This window comes from Streptomyces sp. NPDC046909 (assembly GCF_040644695.1).
Taxonomy (GTDB): Bacteria; Actinomycetota; Actinomycetes; order Streptomycetales; family Streptomycetaceae; genus Streptomyces.
The window spans coordinates 58558-71816 of record NZ_JBEYXC010000010.1 but is presented as its reverse complement, the minus strand read 5'-3'; the positions used below and the strand labels follow the sequence as shown (position 1 = coordinate 71816).

Sequence of the window (13259 nt, the reverse complement as noted above, 5' to 3'; positions counted from 1 at the left end):
GGCACTGTCGGTCGAGGCGGCACTGTCGGTCGGGGCGGTGCTGTCGGTCGGGAGTGCCTTGTCTGTGGTCGTACGACGGTCAGGCGGCGGTGACTGGTCAGGCAACGTCGCCTCCGCGCGGCGCGCTCAGCGTCACCGGGAGGAGATGGGCGGGGATCTCCACCGGGCGGCCCCGGCGCCACAGGCGTCCTCCGCAGACCCCGTCGAACCAGTTGTCAGCGGGCGCGACGGCCTGCTCGCAGGCACTTCGTACCGGGCAGCCGGCGCAAGCCCGCAGGGCCGGGGCGGCTTCCTTGACCTTCTTCGAGAAGACGACCCGGGGCGGCAGACCGGCGCAGGCGGCCGCGGACTGCCAGGCGACGGCTTCTCTGGGTTCCGTGCGTTCCGGTGGCGGGCACGAGCCGGTGACGGACATGGGACCTCCCGATGTGACTCCGGTGGGGCGGATGTGAAGCAAGCGCCATCCAGACTTACAGATTGCGCGCGCGCTCGCAACGAATATGCCAGGGAACCTTTCGGGAGATCGGGGCAATCCGGGCCCCGCCTTCACGAAAACTCCCAGCTCGGCGTCGAACTTTCCTAGGTACTTGCGCGAGAGCACGTAATTCCGTGCGCGCAAGCAAGCTAAACTTGCCGCACTCCAAAGGAAGCGAGCCCTCAGATGACCAGCCAGGATCTGGACGCGTTCGCCGCTTGGGTCGAGGACCTGATGCGCGACCGCGGCTACGACATCGACAGCCCACGCGGCGGCGGCAAGTCACGCATCGCGGACGAGGCGGGAGTTCACCGCGCCGCCGTCACCCGCCTGCTCCAGCGCCAGAGCATGCCGGACCTCGAGACCACCCGACGGCTCGCCCGCGTTCTGGGAGTGCCGGTCCGCGACATGCTCATCCGCTCCGGCCGCCTGACCGCCGAGGAACTGACCGACCCCGGCGGCCAGTTGACCGCCCCGACGCCCAACGCGGAGTTCGGCCGCCGCCCCACCCTGGAGGAGGTCGCGGACCTGCTGGGCGTGCCGGCCGACCGCAGGGAGATGTTCGTCCGCGTGGTGGAGCAGTTCCTGCCGAACGACGTACCGCCGCTGGAGCACGGCCACGAGGACCCCCGCCCCCTGGCGGACGCGGCCGCGACGATCGACTGACCCCTCTCCGCTCGACACCCCTCGCTCGACACCCCTCCGCTTCGGCGGACGCACCCTGGAGGACACCCGTGGGCCGACGGGTGACCTGCCTCCCCTCCCCCTCCCCCCACACGGGTCTCCGGATTTAGTTGCGTGCGCGCACGCTCTCATGTCACAGTTGTTGCAGCGGCGGAGCTGCGCCCACTCACCGCAACCCACCCAACGCTGCATACAACGCTGCACCCGAGGTGACCCGGCATGACCACACCCACCCCACCGAGCACCTTCCCCGACGTCGAGGCGATGGTCGTCGACGTTCTGGGGGACGACTCAAGACTTTCCGGCGCGATCGTCGACGTACAGGCACCGTCCGGCTTCGACGGCACCGCCGCCGCCGTCCTCGTCAACCGCCGCGGCGGCGCCTGGGTCGGCGAACTCCACGTCGACCAGCCGCTGATCGAGCTGGAGGTGTACGGCCCGACGAAGCACGCCGCGCACCTCCTGGCCAACGACGCCCGCCAGGCCGTACTGGCGATGGCGAACAACCGCTACGGCACGAACCTCGTGACGGAGGTGGAGGAACAGGACGGCCCGCGCTGGCTGCCCGACTACCTCTACTCCGCGGCCAACCGCTACGTCACCGTACTGAAGCTGTACGTGGACGTCTACTGACGGACGCTCCACCGCCCGGCGCCCCGCGCCCCCAGAGACCGAAGGCCCCGCCACCCCGGCGGGGCCTTCGTCGTACCCGGACGACGGAACACCCGGGTGCGGCACCACACCCACCCCTGTGAACAAGGAGAACAACCACCATGGCAGGAACCAACTCCTCCGAGATCCGCATCGCCGGCGTAGGCCGCCTCTACGTCGCCACCGCCGACACCAAGGTGCCGACGACCTTCTCCTCCGACACCGCCACCGACTGGGCGAGCTGGAAGAACCTCGGCTTCACCTCCGGTGACGGCGTCACCTTCTCCAAGAAGGACAAGCTGGAGCCGGTCGACGTGTGGCAGGCCGTCAGCCCGGTGCACTTCGTGTACTCGGACCGCGACCTGACCCTGAAGTTCTCGCTGCTGCAGTTCAACGAGGACACGCTGCCGTTCTTCATGGGCGGCGGCACGGTGGACGCGGTGACCGGCTCGACCGGTGTCTACAAGTACGACATCGCCGACCGCCCGTACGCCGACGTACGCGCCCTCGGCCTGGAGTTCACGGACGTCAAGGCGAGCGACGGCACCGCCGTCACCTACCGCTTCGGCATCCCGCGCGGCCAGGTCACCGCGGCGGACGACATCAAGCTGGCCCGCAAGTCCCCGGCCCAGCTCGGCATCACCTACACGGCGATGGCCGCCGCCGACGGTTCGGCGCTGGCCAGCTTCGTGATGAAGGACAGCGCGTACGCGGCTGCCTGACCCGCCGGGGTGGGGCAGGCGCCCCCGCCCGCCCCACCCCGGCCCCGTTCCACCCCTCCCCACCACCGCACAAGGAGCATCCATGACCCGTTTCGACGTCAACGCGGCCCGCGCCCAGCGCCTGGAGGCCCTCGGCCGCACCTGGTCGTTCGAGCTCGACGAGGAGAGCTACACCCTGCCCACGGAGCTGACCCGGGCGACCGCGAAGGCGCTGCGCAAGCTCGACGACAACGACGTGGACGGGCTGCTCCAACTGCTCCTGGGCGAGAAGCAGTTCGCCCGCTTCGAGCAGCACGAGATCACCATGCAGGACATCGCCGCCATCCTGGAGGCCTACGGCAAGGAGACCGGGCTCGGCCTGGGGGAAGGCTGAGCCTCGTCGGGTTCGTCGACGAACACGCCGAGGCCCTCGAAGCGGACCTGCTCCGCTATTACGGCATCGACCTGCTCGACTGGCACCGCGAGACGCTGTCCGCACGGCGACTCGCGGTCCTCGTCAAGCACCTTCCGCGCGACAGCGCCCTGAACCGGGAGCTGCACGGCGAGGCCGCGGAGTGGTCGGTCTCCGACCACCTCCTCGCCGCCGCCGTGGACCATCTGGCGGCCGCCAACTGGATGTTCGCCTGCGTCAATTCGGAGGAGGGCGACCAGCCGGACCCTCCCGCGCCGGTGCCGCGTCCGTCGTACGACGACGAGGAACCGCCGACGGGGGAGGACAGCGGCGACCCGGACCCGGCTACGGCTCCGGGCTCGCCCACGTCCGAATCGGCGCCGTCCGCCGTGCAGTTGGCCCGGTTCTTCGGCTGAGGACGCCGGATGCGCCGAGTTCGCCGAGTGCGCTGCACGGCGGGCTCAGTCCTGCGGCCCCGCCGGCCCCGCCGGCTCGGCCTGCTCGGCCTGTTCGTCCCGGCGTCGGCCGGGGGCCCGGCCCTCCAGTTCGTCCGCGAGGGCCCGGGCCCGCTCCGAGAGGCGGGTCCGCTCCTCTCTCCGCGCGTCCCCCGCGTCGCCCCTGCGTCCCTTGCCTTCCCTCAGCGGGGGCACGCTGGGGCGCCCGTTGCGTCGCACCACCGGACGCCGTTCGGGCGGGGCGGCGCGCTTCTCCCGCACATCGCGAGCGGAGAGCAACGGCTCGGCCGGGGGCTCGGCGGCCGTCTCCGTACCGTCCGTTCCGTCGGCGGCCCGCCCGTCCGCCACGGACCGCTCCCGCTCGCCCCGCTGTTCTACCCGCGTCAACTCATCGGGCGGCCGCAGGAGTTGGACGTAAGGCAGCGCGATGACCTCACCCCCCGACTCCCGTTCCCGCTCCCCCTCGACCCGACGGGCCCGACGCGGCCGGCGCCCGGTGCGGGCGTCCTCCTGCCCTTGCAGATAGGCGGCGGTGATCCGCTGTTCATACGCCCTTCGAACAGCGGGGAGTTGCTCGTCGACCACATCGGCCCAGCCGGCGCTGTAGGCGGCGGTCTCCCGCCGGTCGAGCTCGGCGCGCGGAAGGATCACCAGGTCTTCGGGCTCGTGACCGAGGCGCAGCACCAACTCGGAGAGCCGGGCGATGAGATGCGGCAGATCGGGGGCCTGTTCCAGCCAGTCGATCACATGCCGTTGCCGCGCGTTGCTCGCGTCCCCGTCCACCCCGTAGGCCTTGCTCTCGTCCCTGCCCCATCGCGCGCCCCCCGCGCGAGGACGGCTGCCGGTCGCCGTCCACCGTCGTACGGCAGGCCCTCGGATGCCTTGCCGGGCCTTGCCGTTCACTTTCGATTAACCGACGGGAGAACGGCCGGATCGTACTCCACGAACCTGACACAACCTCCACCACACCCCGGTATCTCCGCAGGTCCAGACCTTGATCCAAAGACTCGTCACACAGCGTCTTCGGCAAACACGGAGCGACACCACCGGTCTACTCGTACACTAGTTCGAACAGACGCTTCGAACGCCCTCGCGGGAGCGCCATCTGTACCACCAGCCCAGCGGACAGACCGGAAAGCAGGCCGACAGACATGGCGACTGGCACGAGCAACCAGCAGCAGCCGATCGACTCCTACACCCGCCTCGCCCACCTCCTGCACGCCCCCGCGCCCAGCCGCGAGGCCCTGCTCGACCGGGTGTACGAAGAGCTGCTCGCCCGCGAGTCCCGCGCCTACGCGGCGGGGTGGACGGACGCGCTGTCGGAGGCGGGACGCGGTCCCCTGGGCCGTCAGCGCCGGCCGTAGCCCCACCAGCACACCCCCGGAAGCGCCGCGGGACGCGTCGGCCCCCGCCCGACCGTCACCGTGGCGCCGGCCGCTTCACCAGAAAACGAGCGCCAGTGCCGCGCCCACGGCCACGCAGGCCAGCCCTGGAATCCAGAAGAACATCACCATGACGCGCTCTTCGGACAGATCGATGTCCGCCAGCGTTCCGGTCTTGGCCCGACTCGGCCTGCTCGGGTCGTACACCACCGGCACAGTGGTGCCCACCGGCCCCCGCGGCTCCACGCCCACTTCTATGAACCGAGGCGCCCGGCGTCTGCCGGAATCCTCGGGAAGGCGGATCTGGTAGTAGACGCGGTGTCCCTCGCGGATCCATTCCTGACGTTCCGAGAAAGCTTCCCCCTCGACGCCTCGGCGTTGCAGTTTCCGCTGTTTCAGGAACTTCAGAAGCCCGGTGAGATTGAGGAAGCAGATCAGCGCGCCCAGACCCACCAAAGTAAATCCCACACCCGCCATATTACTCATATCCACCCCTTCTCACGGAAAATGCGCGGGCAGATTATCAGCGGGCATCTCTCCCGGTCAACCCTCAGTTCCGCCCTGGAGGCACAATGTCCATACCCAAGGATGATGGCGCACCAGCGAATTCACCGGCCACCAAGCAACAGCTCGATGACAAGTCCACCGAAATAGTCAACGCCATCAAAAAGGGCCCGGAGACCGACAAGAACCTCTTCGAATCGCTCTTCGAGGCGCTCGGCCTGAAGGATCTCTTCAGCGCGATCAAGGACGGCGAGAACTGGGGCAGCAAGCTGCTGCTCGCTTTCGGCGCGCTCGCCGCCCTTTTGCTCGGGAAACTGCTCGACTTCGGAAAGATATTCAATGCGGGCCTCGAAAAGGTCACCAGAGCCCTCTTGAATGTGGGCAGACCCAACGACCAGCCGCAGCGGACGGGACGCGTACTCGCCATCGGCGAGAACGGCCTTCCGCAGCAGATGACCCGCGTCCAGATGGACAGCCTCAACTCCGTCTCCATCAACCCGCACGGCCTCACCGGGGAACTGATCGCCGAGCTCAACAGCGCCCTCTCCGGAATCTCCCCGAAAATCCGGGAGTTCAATTCGGCGACCGCGGACATGAAATCCGCGAGCGCGATCAAGAAGATCGCCAAGGCCATCGGGGACCTGAAGAACAAGCTGACCCCGAGTCCGAAGGAAGCCATCACCGATGTCGCCACGGCCATCGGCACCCTGGACACGACGCTCAACACCTTCAGCGACAGCAAACTCCCCAAGGCCCAGACGCTGAGGGACATCGCCAAGGCCGCCGACGCGGTCCAGAGGAACGCCTCAGGCCTCAAGAAGCTGTTCGAGGAACTGGCCGCCGCGTCCACGCGGACCGCCGACTCCCTCACCGGCTGATGATCCCGACCTCTCCGAAAGGAGGTGTGCAATGAGTCTCGTCCGTTCCCTCAAGACAGCATCCGGCTCCCTCCAGGACTTCAAGTCCAAGGCATCCGGCGCCGCGACCGCGGCCAAGGGGATAGGCAGCGCCGGTCAGAAGGGCGCCGGTCAGCTGAAGGCCCTCAAAACGGCCGCCGACGGTTCCGGCAAGGAGCTGAAGGACCTCAAGTCCGCGTCCGACCAGGCCGAGAAGTCGCTCGCGAAGGCCGGCAAGACAGGGTCGAGCGCCGGCAAGAACCTCGGGAAGTACGAGTCCGGGGCGAGCAAGGCGGCCAAGGGCCAGGACAAGATGAACAAGTCGATGAAGGGCAACTTCTTCGGCATGCTCATGGAGCTGCTTCAGCCGCTCATCGACAAGGTCATCGACATGGTGGCCAACTCGAAGACCATGCAGAAGGTCCTGAAGCAGGCCTTCACGGTCATCAAGTCCGTGATCAGCAGCGTCATGAAGGCCATCGGGCCGATCATGAAGAGCGCGGGCAAGCTCATCAAGTCGGTCTGGAACGGCATCAAGACGGCGATCTCCAAGGTCGTCAAGGCCGTCGCCACCGTCATCAAGACCTACGTGAACATCTGGAAGAAGGTCATCAGCACCGCGCTGAAGGCCATCAAGACGGTCGTCTCCAGCGTGTGGAAGGGCATCAAGGCCGTCATCTCGCCGGTCGTCAACTGGGTCAAGTCCGCGATCCCCAACGCCTTCCGGGCCGTGAAGGACAAGCTCTCCAGCATCTGGGGCGGCCTCAAGGGCATCGCGAGCCGCGCCTTCGACGGCATCAAGAGCGCCGTCAAGAGCCCGATCAACGCGGTCATCGGCCTCATCAACTCCGCAATCGGCGCCCTCAACGGCATCCACGTCTCCATCCCGGGCTGGGTCCCGATGGTCGGCGGCAAGACCTTCGGCGTGAGCCTCCCGAAGATCCCCGCCCTCGCGGCCGGCGGTGTCGTCATGCCCCGCTCCGGCGGTGTCCCGGCGCTCCTCGCCGAGGCCGGTGAGGCGGAGGCCGTCCTGCCGCTCAGCAAGCTGGACCGGCTGCTGAGGTCGGCCGCCGCGAAGGGCAGGGCGTACGCCCAGGGTTCCGAAGGCGGCGGTGCCCTGCACATCGAGCACTACTACGCGGCCGAGTCCAGCAGCCCCCAGCGCACCGCCGACGCGCTGATGTTCCTGGCGAAGGCGCGCGGATGAGCAGCGCGGTCGTACGCAACCCGTTCCTGGGGGCCGTACCCGTCCTGCGCTCGTTCCGCGGCAAGGTCGAGCGGTCCCAGGCCGGACTGCGCTCCTTCACCGACCGCGTCAAGGGCGCCGCCTCCGGCCTCGGCCGTGTCACCGCCCCCACCGGCCAGAGCGCCACCGCCGTCCAGCGGCTCAGGACGAGCGCCGACGCCGCCGCCCGCTCCGTCACCAAGGCCGGGCAGACCGCCACCGCCGCCGCCTCCGACATCAAGTCCGCCGGAGGCAGGGGCAGAAGCGCCACGAAGTCCCTCGGCAGGCTGAAGGACGGGCTCGGCGGTGTCTTCGCGATCGTCGGCGCGCTCATCGCCGCCTCCGGCGTCTTCGGCGGCCTCCTCGACGCCTACGGCACCGCCATGACGATCGGCGCCGGCGTGATGATCGTCGTCAACGCCCTGACCCGCGCCAACCCGATCGGCTTCGTCACCGGCCTCCTCCTGCCGGTGGCCGGCTGGCTGCTCGACATCGCGCTGAACTCGGAGACCGGCCAGCGGCTGATGGAGCAGCTCGCCACGCTGGTCCTCCAGTACGTGCGGGGCTACCTGACCCTCCTCACCCCGGTCCTCAAGGTCATCGCGAGCGCGGTGAACACCTACGTCACCGGCTACCTCACCCTGATCACCACCGCCCTCACCGTCATCGGCACCCTCATCGGCACCGGCTTCGCCGTCCTCAAGGCCCTCACCACCGGCGACACCCGGGCGCTGAGCGGCAGGGTCGCGGCGATCTGGAGCGGGTTCAAGAACGCCGTGAAGCCGGTGCTCACCTGGATCACCCAGGACATCCCCCGGGGCTTCACCCGGATCAAGGACGCAACCTCCGGCACCCTGCGCGCGATGGGGCAGTTCGTCACCACCGGCGCCCAGACCGTGGCCGGGGTCGTCAAGGGCCCGATCCAGGGGCTGATCGCCTTCGCGAACTGGGTGATCGACGGGCTCAACAGCCTCAGCTTCTCGATCCTCGGCAAGAAGTTCGGCGTCCACCTGAACAAGATCGCGATGCTCGCGGAGGGTGGCGTGGCGGTCCCCGGCGCCACCTCCCGGACCGGCAAGGTCCTGCCCCTCACCGCGCTGGAGCGCCAGCGGGCCCTGGCCCGGCGCGGCCGGACCGCGGCACAGGACCGACACCGCCACCGCGTCAAGGAGTTCCACGAGAACGCGCGCGCCGGCGCCCACGCCACCGCCGAGGACCTGCTCTTCCTCGCCGCGGCCCACGCACGCCCATGAGAGTGAGGTGACGGCCGAGATGGCCGAGATCACGACAACCGCGTACACCGACGACGTTCCCCCCGGCTCACTCATCACCCGCGACGGGCAGATGCAGTGGGCCGGACTGCTGCTCGGCCCCGGCACGCCGTACGAGATCGGCCGGGACGGGCTGACCGGCTGGGAGGACCTGCCGGAGTACGACAGCACGGACGCCGACCACCCGACCGCGCACGGCGCCTGGCCGGGCGCCCGCTACGCCAAGCCCCGCAAGGTCGGCGGCACGGTGTGGACCGTACCGCCGGCCGACGACACCGCCTCCTCCCTCACCGCGATCCGCGCGCTGCGCCAGGCGCTGCTGCTCGGCGACACGGAGCGCTGGCTCGCCGTACGGCTGCACGGCGAGACGCTGGCCGTCCGGGCCCGGGTCGGCCAGCGCGTCCTCGCGGCGGACCGGACGTACACCACGCAGGGCGTCTCCAAGGCGTCCGTGCAGTGGTACGCCACCGACCCGCGCCGCTACGCCGTCGACGAGCAGGCCGCCGTCACGGGTGCGCCGCAGCCGGAGAGCGGCCTCACCTGGCCGCTGACCTGGCCGCTGTACTGGGGCCAGACCGCCTCCACCGGTGACGTCGGCGCCGACAACACCGGTTCGGCGCCCACCCACCCGGTGCTCACCTTCACCGGCCCGTGCGTCAACCCCACGGTGACGGACCGCACTTCGGGCCGACGGCTGCGCTACGAGATCGGGCTCGCGGCCGGTGACGAGCTGGTCGTGGACACCGCGGCCGGCACCGTCACCCTCAACGGCACCGCCTCCCGCCGCCACACCGCGGCCGCGGACAGCGGCCCCGAGGAGCTGTTCGCCTTCGAACCGGGCCGCGCGGAGCTGGCCTTCCGTCCCGACACCTATGACACCGGCGCGCAGCTCGCCGTCCGGTGGCGTTCAGCGGAGTGGTGATCGCATGACCGTGACAGCAGCCTGGCTCAGCCCCACCGGCCAGACCCGCCAGGACACCCGGCTCACCCTCTCCGGCCTGCTCACCATCAACGCGAGCGCGGCCGAGAACGTCCCGCTCAAGAGCCGCGGCGGCATCGTCCCGGGCGGCTTCGCCCTGACCGGCGCCACCGGGACGATGAGCTTCACCATCGGCACCGGCCGCGCCTTCATACAGAGCGGCCGGATCCTCCAGGGCGCCTACCCGGTGGCGGTGACCGACCCGGAGACCCTCACCGTGCCGGACGGCGACGCCCAGTACGCCCGGATCGACCTCGTCGAACTCGCCGTACTCGACGACGACTACGACGGCACGGGTACGACGGCCGCGGTGCTCCGGCTCGTCAAGGGCACCCCGGCCGCCACCCCCGTCGTCCCCAACACGCCGAACGGCAACGCCCTGCCGCTCTACCGGATCGCGGTGCCCGCGGGCGCCTCGGCCGGCAACGGCGGTATCTCCTGGTCCACGGCGGTCACCAACCTGCGCTATCCGACCGCCGCGCTCGGCGGCATCGTCCCGGCAAGCGGCTTCGACGGCGCCTACGCGGGCCAGTACCGGGACACCCCGGGCACGCTCCAGCGCTGGGACGGCACCGCCTGGGTCTCCTACCCGAAGGCGGTCGGCGGGATCGCCCCGACCGGCGCCCTCTCCACCGGAAGCTACGTCGGCCAGTACCAGGAGAACGCGAGCGGTCTGCTCCAGCGCTGGGACGGCAGCGCCTGGCAGTACGCGGAGGGCCGCTCGACGATCCTGCTGAGCGTCGAGCAGACCGCGTCCCAGTCCGTGGCCACCGGCACCTGGACCCAGATCACCCTGACCACCACCGACGTGGACGACGTCACCGGCTGGTCCGGGTCCACCACCTACACCGTGCCCCGTGCGGGCTGGTGGCGGGTCACCGGCGCCGTCACCTGGTTCACGGAGTCCACCACCGGCTCGCGCGGCGCCCGCATCTACCAGAACGGCTCCGGAGTCCCGCGCGCCACCTGGCTGGTCGGCGCCGGGCCGGGCGCGACCACCGTCGGCGGCGGCGCCCTGCTCAAGTGCGCGGCCGGCGACAAGCTCGCGCTCTACGGCTTCCAGAACTCGGGCTCCACGATCACCACCCTCGGCGGCTCCGGCTACGCCACCAACTTCACCGCCGAATGGCTGCGTTCCTGACCGGCCCGGGCACCGCCGTACGGCCGCGTTCCCGACCGGCACGACTACAGAGGAGACCAGCGGATGAACCTGCGCGGCTCATGGGTGGCCGAGACCGGCCAGACCCGTGAGGACACCCGGCTGACCCAGCTCGGCGCGACCACCCCGACCAACCCCCTGGAGGTCCGCTCCGGCATCCTGCCCGGGTCCTACGACGGCCTCTACCGCCTGTCCGGCTTCTGGATGGACGGCACCTCCGGAACCATGAAGGCCACCGTCCACGAGGGCCGCGCCGTCATCGCGGCGGGCGCGACCCAGGGCGCCTACCCGGTCACGCTCTCCGAGCCGGCCGGCCTCACCTTCGCGGACGGCGACGCCACCAACCCCCGGATCGACCTCGTCGTACTGAAGATCTACGACTCCCTCTACGACAACTCCGGCCAGACCAAGGCCGCCCTGGAGATCGTCCAGGGCACCCCGGCCGCCACCCCGGTCGCCCCCGCCGCCCCGGCCATCGGCCTGCCGATCTACCAGGTCAAGGTCGGTGCCGCGGTCAGCGCCGGCAAGGGCGGCATCGACTGGAGCACGGCCCTCACCGACCTGCGCACCCCCACCGTCGCGGTCGGCGGCATCCTCCCGGTGTACGGCGAGACGGGCAACGGCGCCTACCCGGGCCAGTACCGCGACTCGGGCGGCGCGCTCCAGCGCTGGGACGGCTCGGCATGGGTGGCGTACCCGAGCGCGCTGGGCGGCATCGCCCCGGCCGGCGCGGTCACCACGGCGAGCTTCACCGGGCAGTACCGCGACTCCTCGGCCGGGGTGCTCCAGCGCTGGAACGGCACGTCCTGGGTGTCCTACCAGCCGGTGCCGGCCTGGACCGACTACACGCCGGTCTGGGGCGCCGAGAACGGCACCGCGCCCACCATCGGCGACGGCACGCTCGCCGGGTCGTACGCCAAGACGGGCACGGTCGTCCACGTGCGGATCTATCTCAGGATCGGCTCGACGACCAACCTCTCCGCGCAGGACGCCAACGCCAACTGGACGTTCTCGCTGCCGGCCGCCCCGGTCTCCACGCCCGCCTGGAAGCTGGACGGCCGGGTCCTGAACGCGGAGGCCTTCGACTCCTCGGCCGTACTGCTCTACCAGGGCTCCGGCCTACTCGCGACCGCCAACGGCGGCATCGTCCGCTCGCTCCGCGACTCCCTCGGCGCCAGCACCGCCATCTGGGACAAGGCCGCGCCCTTCACCTGGGCCGCGGGCGACGTCCTGTCCATCCACGGCACCTACGAGGCCTCCTCATGACCGTACGCACCGCATGGCTCTCCCCGAACGGCCAGACCCGCCAGGACACCCGCCTCGCCTCGCTGGGGGCCACGACCCCGACCGGCCCGCTCGGCTCCCGCTCCGGGATCCTGCCGGGCCACAACGACCCCCGCTACCGGGTGAGCGGCTTCTACGTGGGCGGTGTCACCGGCGGGATGAACGCCGTCGTGGCCACGGGCCGGGCCGTGATCCAGGGCACGGCGGCCCAGGGCGCCTACCCGGTCGCCCTCGACGAGGACATCACGATCACGTTCGCCGACGGCGACGCGCAGTACGCCCGGATCGACCTGGTCGTACTGCGGGTCCACGACGACGCCTACGACGGCTCCGGCCGCACCGATGCCGCCGTCGAGATCGTCAAGGGCACCCCGGCCGCCACCCCGGCCGTCCCCGCCACACCCTCGCTCGCGCTGCCCCTGGCCCAGGTCACCGTGCGGGCGGGGGCCGGCGCGGGGACCGGCGGCATCGCCTGGGCCACCGACAACATCGACGTGCGCACCACGCTGGTCGCGGCCGGCGGGATCCTGCCGGTCTACAACAACGCGACGGTGGCGGGCAGTTACCCCGGCCAGTACCAGGACAACGCGGGCTACCTGGAACGCTGGGGCGGCACCGCGTGGGAGAAGTACCCCAGGGCGGTCGGCGGCATCGCCCCGGCGGGCGTCGTCAGCACCGGCGTGTACACCGGCCAGTACCGCGACACCTCCACCGGCTACCTCCAGCGCTGGAACGGCACGGCCTGGCAGTCGGCGAACGCGCCGTCGCCGTTCGCCCAGTCCCTGGACGCCGGCTACACCACGTCCACGACCTACACGGCCGCCCTCACCGACACCGCCGTCACCGCCCTCACCCTCACCTTCACCGCCCCCACCACCGGCGCCGTCCTCCTCCACTTCGGCGCCCGCATGCTCACCCAGAGCAGCAGCACCGCCACGGCGTACATGGCCCCGCAGGTCACCACGGGCAGCACGGTCGTCCTGGCCGTGAACGACGAGTACGCCGTCTCCCACGGCGGCACCGTCTACTCCTCCGTCTCCTCGGTGATCCGCGTGGGCTCGCTCACCGCCGGCACGAGCTACACGGCGACCGCCCTGCACCGCTCGAACGACGCCGCCGTGACCTGCTGGTACGACAACATCTTCCTGCGCGTCGACCCGGCCTTCTGACCTGTTCGGAAA

At 70.5% G+C, this 13259-nt stretch carries 16 protein-coding genes; 13 read left to right on the top strand and 3 right to left on the bottom strand.

All coding sequences use genetic code 11. The features are described 5' to 3' along the window. Positions 1-97: 97 nt before the first annotated feature. Entirely contained in the window at positions 98-415 is a 318-nt protein-coding gene (locus ABZ928_RS30835; protein ID WP_361526048.1) for a WhiB family transcriptional regulator, read from the bottom strand. Between the two features lie 246 nt (positions 416-661). Here ABZ928_RS30835 and ABZ928_RS30830 point away from each other — a divergent pair, with 246 nt between their 5' ends. From ABZ928_RS30830 to ABZ928_RS30810, 5 genes are all read left to right on the top strand, one after another. After that, complete coding sequence (locus tag ABZ928_RS30830; RefSeq protein ID WP_361526045.1) at positions 662-1141, top strand: helix-turn-helix transcriptional regulator; 480 nt, start codon at positions 662-664, stop codon at positions 1139-1141. A 237-nt stretch (positions 1142-1378) separates the two neighbouring features. Beyond that, complete coding sequence (locus tag ABZ928_RS30825; RefSeq protein ID WP_361526042.1) at positions 1379-1792, top strand: hypothetical protein; 414 nt, start codon at positions 1379-1381, stop codon at positions 1790-1792. Positions 1793-1932: 140 nt separating this feature from the next. Continuing rightward, positions 1933-2532 (top strand): phage tail protein, encoded by a 600-nt coding sequence (locus ABZ928_RS30820; protein ID WP_361526040.1) that lies wholly within the window; start codon positions 1933-1935, stop codon positions 2530-2532. 82 nt (positions 2533-2614) lie between these two features. Further along, a complete protein-coding gene (locus ABZ928_RS30815; protein WP_030618547.1) occupies positions 2615-2905 on the top strand; it encodes a hypothetical protein in 291 nt (96 codons plus the stop codon). Between the two features lie 65 nt (positions 2906-2970). Further along, positions 2971-3339: a hypothetical protein gene (locus tag ABZ928_RS30810; RefSeq protein ID WP_361526688.1), complete on the top strand. Its 369-nt coding sequence runs from the start codon at positions 2971-2973 to the stop codon at positions 3337-3339. A gap of 45 nt (positions 3340-3384) precedes the next feature. Here ABZ928_RS30810 and ABZ928_RS30805 read toward each other — a convergent pair whose 3' ends face one another. Then, a complete protein-coding gene (locus ABZ928_RS30805; RefSeq protein WP_361526037.1) occupies positions 3385-4161 on the bottom strand; it encodes a hypothetical protein in 777 nt (258 codons plus the stop codon). A 368-nt stretch (positions 4162-4529) separates the two neighbouring features. Between ABZ928_RS30805 and ABZ928_RS30800 the strand changes: the two genes are divergently transcribed. Then, positions 4530-4742, top strand: coding sequence for a hypothetical protein (locus tag ABZ928_RS30800; RefSeq protein WP_361526034.1), 213 nt, complete (start codon positions 4530-4532; stop codon positions 4740-4742). 75 nt (positions 4743-4817) lie between these two features. On the opposite strand, the gene ABZ928_RS30795 is transcribed toward ABZ928_RS30800, so the two are convergent. Beyond that, positions 4818-5246, bottom strand: a complete 429-nt coding sequence (locus tag ABZ928_RS30795; RefSeq protein ID WP_361526031.1) for a DUF3592 domain-containing protein — start codon at positions 5244-5246, stop codon at positions 4818-4820. Between the two features lie 86 nt (positions 5247-5332). Here ABZ928_RS30795 and ABZ928_RS30790 point away from each other — a divergent pair, with 86 nt between their 5' ends. The 7 genes from ABZ928_RS30790 to ABZ928_RS30760 all read left to right on the top strand — a co-directional run bounded on the left by ABZ928_RS30790 (position 5333) and on the right by ABZ928_RS30760 (position 13247). Continuing rightward, on the top strand, positions 5333-6142 hold the full coding sequence (locus ABZ928_RS30790; protein ID WP_361526028.1) for a hypothetical protein: 810 nt from the start codon (positions 5333-5335) through the stop codon (positions 6140-6142). Between the two features lie 31 nt (positions 6143-6173). Further along, positions 6174-7367, top strand: a complete 1194-nt coding sequence (locus tag ABZ928_RS30785; RefSeq protein WP_361526025.1) for a phage tail protein — start codon at positions 6174-6176, stop codon at positions 7365-7367. Beyond that, entirely contained in the window at positions 7364-8638 is a 1275-nt protein-coding gene (locus ABZ928_RS30780; RefSeq protein WP_361526022.1) for a tape-measure protein, read from the top strand. Before ABZ928_RS30785 ends, ABZ928_RS30780 begins: the two co-directional genes overlap by 4 nt. Positions 8639-8657: 19 nt before the next feature. Then, the gene (locus tag ABZ928_RS30775) at positions 8658-9578 is read left to right on the top strand and encodes a phage tail protein (protein ID WP_361526685.1); all 921 of its coding nucleotides are present in this window, start codon (positions 8658-8660) and stop codon (positions 9576-9578) included. A 4-nt stretch (positions 9579-9582) separates the two neighbouring features. Continuing rightward, the gene (locus ABZ928_RS30770; RefSeq protein WP_361526019.1) at positions 9583-10776 is read left to right on the top strand and encodes a hypothetical protein; all 1194 of its coding nucleotides are present in this window, start codon (positions 9583-9585) and stop codon (positions 10774-10776) included. 63 nt (positions 10777-10839) lie between these two features. After that, complete coding sequence (locus ABZ928_RS30765; protein WP_361526017.1) at positions 10840-12060, top strand: hypothetical protein; 1221 nt, start codon at positions 10840-10842, stop codon at positions 12058-12060. Next, positions 12057-13247, top strand: coding sequence for a hypothetical protein (locus ABZ928_RS30760; protein ID WP_361526014.1), 1191 nt, complete (start codon positions 12057-12059; stop codon positions 13245-13247). Before ABZ928_RS30765 ends, ABZ928_RS30760 begins: the two co-directional genes overlap by 4 nt. The last annotated feature ends 12 nt before the right edge of the window (positions 13248-13259 follow it).

Excerpts from the sequence above, each read along its gene's own strand:
- ABZ928_RS30835 (WP_361526048.1), bottom strand. The coding sequence starts at position 415 with ATGTCCGTCACCGGCTCGTGCCCGCCACCGGAACGCACGGAACCCAGA.
- ABZ928_RS30830 (WP_361526045.1), top strand. The coding sequence starts at position 662 with ATGACCAGCCAGGATCTGGACGCGTTCGCCGCTTGGGTCGAGGACCTG.
- ABZ928_RS30825 (WP_361526042.1), top strand. The coding sequence starts at position 1,379 with ATGACCACACCCACCCCACCGAGCACCTTCCCCGACGTCGAGGCGATG.
- ABZ928_RS30820 (WP_361526040.1), top strand. The coding sequence starts at position 1,933 with ATGGCAGGAACCAACTCCTCCGAGATCCGCATCGCCGGCGTAGGCCGC.
- ABZ928_RS30815 (WP_030618547.1), top strand. The coding sequence starts at position 2,615 with ATGACCCGTTTCGACGTCAACGCGGCCCGCGCCCAGCGCCTGGAGGCC.
- ABZ928_RS30800 (WP_361526034.1), top strand. The coding sequence starts at position 4,530 with ATGGCGACTGGCACGAGCAACCAGCAGCAGCCGATCGACTCCTACACC.
- ABZ928_RS30795 (WP_361526031.1), bottom strand. The coding sequence starts at position 5,246 with ATGAGTAATATGGCGGGTGTGGGATTTACTTTGGTGGGTCTGGGCGCG.
- ABZ928_RS30790 (WP_361526028.1), top strand. The coding sequence starts at position 5,333 with ATGTCCATACCCAAGGATGATGGCGCACCAGCGAATTCACCGGCCACC.
- ABZ928_RS30785 (WP_361526025.1), top strand. The coding sequence starts at position 6,174 with ATGAGTCTCGTCCGTTCCCTCAAGACAGCATCCGGCTCCCTCCAGGAC.
- ABZ928_RS30780 (WP_361526022.1), top strand. The coding sequence starts at position 7,364 with ATGAGCAGCGCGGTCGTACGCAACCCGTTCCTGGGGGCCGTACCCGTC.
- ABZ928_RS30775 (WP_361526685.1), top strand. The coding sequence starts at position 8,658 with ATGGCCGAGATCACGACAACCGCGTACACCGACGACGTTCCCCCCGGC.
- ABZ928_RS30770 (WP_361526019.1), top strand. The coding sequence starts at position 9,583 with ATGACCGTGACAGCAGCCTGGCTCAGCCCCACCGGCCAGACCCGCCAG.
- ABZ928_RS30765 (WP_361526017.1), top strand. The coding sequence starts at position 10,840 with ATGAACCTGCGCGGCTCATGGGTGGCCGAGACCGGCCAGACCCGTGAG.
- ABZ928_RS30760 (WP_361526014.1), top strand. The coding sequence starts at position 12,057 with ATGACCGTACGCACCGCATGGCTCTCCCCGAACGGCCAGACCCGCCAG.